This window comes from Bacillus sp. AFS041924 (genome assembly GCF_002577195.1).
Taxonomy (GTDB): Bacteria; Bacillota; Bacilli; order Bacillales; family Bacillaceae_G; genus Gottfriedia.
Genome location: NZ_NULG01000157.1, coordinates 1 through 2,593, shown reverse-complemented (window position 1 = coordinate 2,593; position 2,593 = coordinate 1). Strand labels below are relative to the sequence as shown.

Sequence of the window (2,593 nt, the reverse complement as noted above, 5' to 3'; positions counted from 1 at the left end):
TAAACAAATATACCATCTTGCCCAATCGATTGCAAGCATTTCTTTACAAAAAATTAATAAAATTAATTAACCTAGGAATTAACTACACTTTTTCATAGATATTTTTAATAGCAATTGCTCTGCAGTATAAAGAAGGAAGTTATATTCAGTTGAATTCTAGTTCAACTTTTTTGACATATCCAACTGCTTGAATTGACCTTTCATTAAAAGGTCTAAAGTGTATTTTTTATACGGGACTACTTATGGGCAGAATAAGTTTAATCTCTCTTGTAAACCTTTCATAATTTTTTCTGGTACATCTTTTAACTTTATATCTTCTCCTAGGAAAAGTATCCAGTTTGTTATTTCGTTCGATTCTCCAGGGTTATCAACATTTATAAATGTTTTTAGAATGGCTGTGGTTTGGTAAGGACTTGTATAAGAAATAGAGAGCATTAAAGGATGGTACTTTTTAAACTGAGCAATTGCTTTTGGACCAAGTTCAATTACAAGATTAATTATTTCATCTTGCTTACTTATTTTTTCTAAAATCTTTTTTCTGCTTAATCTTTTTTTTGTAGGGTATATTATGACATCTATTAGATCGTCGACTGAAAAAATCTTCTTCTTTTCGTCCAACAAGTCAAAACCTTCAATCGACCAAAGCCCTTTGTCATGATAAAGGTGCAAAAGATAAATAGGATAAGAAAGTGATTCCTGTTCTTCTTTAATTGTAATCAATAAAAAGCGATCCAAAAGTAGGATTTCAATGAGTCTTTCTAACATTGGTTGAGGTAAATCTGATAAATCAAGTAAGTCGGGATTTTTAGGATTAGTACCTTCAAAAAGAAGTATCTGATTTAAAAGAACAAGATCATCCTGCTGGTTTTCTGAGATTAGGCCAAGTAATTTTTCTGCTAAAGATTGTCGACTCTTTAGATACGGGAGTTGTTTATTTCTTGTGGCCATAAAAGCAATAAATAGAGCCTTTATCTCATTATCTGTAAAACGAACAGTTGGCAGGACAGAGTTGCTCATGACAAAATATCCCCCATCCCTCCCAACTTCAGCAACAAGTGGCATCCCCATCTCTTCAATTTCTCTTATATCTCTTAGAGCCGTTGATCGGGAGATGTTAAATTCTTGCATGACTTCTGAAATTGTAAACTTGGCGCGGTTGTTAATATATCGCATGATCGTATTAATTCGTTCAACTTTTTTCATCTGCACCTCCTAAACAGTATCACTTTTTGACACTATTTAAGATTATTATAAACTCATCAGATGAAAAGACAAATCATTTGATAAACTTAAAAAAGGAAGGTATTGAATATGACAAATTATACATTAGAAGAAAAAGATAGCTTTACCGTTTTAGGGATTGGAATTGAACTTAAAAGCCATTATACAGATTACGCAGGGCTAAATAAGGAAAAGGAAGATTTTTGGGATGCAATCAAACAAGATGGTAGACTTGAAACTTTAAAAAATATTGCTACAAATGATTACATTTTTACAGTGAACGAAGCAGTAAATAACAAGATGATGCATTATGCTGGCGTAATGACAGAGGCATCTGTAGTAGGAGAATCTAGAGTTATCCAATTCCCTAAAGGGGAATATCTAGTTGTAAAAGGTGAAGGTACGACAGCTGAAGAATTAAGTAATAAACTTACTAGTATTGCCTTTGGTCAAGTTTTACCTGAAGCAAAGGATTTTGCCTATGTTGGTGGACCAAATACATCTGTTGAGTTGGGTCATCGAAACGGCTTAGTATTTGGTGAAATGTGGATCCCTGTAGTTAGAAAATAATTAGAGTTATATAAATAGAGATTACTTTTAACCTGTGGTTCCTTCTATGAATGCTTACTATTTTTTCATTGTTATTCAAATATATTATCAAATAGTAAAATAGGAGCTGATCATTGATCAGCTCCTTAGTTATTTTTTAACACATTCAATAGAAAATATAAAATTGCAACTATGGAACTGCTGAATAAAATCCATTTTGTTTTTAATTTGGCAAATACTCCTTATGCATAGCAAAATGTAACATTCTACAATTCCCTTGTCCAACTATCCTTCAAATCATAAAGGTTATTATACATTGTATATCTACACTGTAACCGGTAGATCTCATCTTTTTTCAAGAAGGCTACCCTGAAAATTACCATAATATTTTCATGCGCCATGGTGCGAATTTTCATTAGTATGGATGTCTCTGTTAAAAAAGAATGTTGATTTTCCATTCCAGGTACTTCGCTTTCCATAGGGCGTGACTTGAGCCCCCTTGAGCAAGCCTCCGGGGTCTCAAGTTTCCCGCATTTCCCATAGGAGTCTTCGCACCTTCCATTTCAATTAGTCTCGAATTTNNATTAATATTAACAGAGCCTTCAAGAAAATTAAATCATTTCTTGTAATCTTCATATAGCTCAATAAACTAATCGATTTTTTGCCGGTAATTTTATGCAACAATAGCAATCTATTTACTAATACAAAAATCTTTTTGAGACAACTACATTATTTTAGTTAACAATAACACTAAAAATTTATATAGCCAAAACATACAAAAAACATCAGCCTAATAGCTGATGTTTTGTTTACCAGGCGACGT

2 protein-coding genes are annotated in these 2,593 nt (G+C 32.5%); one reads left to right on the top strand and one right to left on the bottom strand.

Going from position 1 to position 2,593, the window contains the following annotated elements; genetic code table 11:
- Positions 1-240 precede the first annotated feature (240 nt).
- Positions 241-1,203: a helix-turn-helix transcriptional regulator gene (locus COC46_RS21815; RefSeq protein WP_098811988.1), complete on the bottom strand. Its 963-nt coding sequence runs from the start codon at positions 1,201-1,203 to the stop codon at positions 241-243.
- A gap of 108 nt (positions 1,204-1,311) precedes the next feature.
- Here COC46_RS21815 and COC46_RS21810 point away from each other — a divergent pair, with 108 nt between their 5' ends.
- On the top strand, positions 1,312-1,791 hold the full coding sequence (locus COC46_RS21810) for a GyrI-like domain-containing protein (protein WP_141550952.1): 480 nt from the start codon (positions 1,312-1,314) through the stop codon (positions 1,789-1,791).
- Positions 1,792-2,593 lie beyond the last annotated feature (802 nt).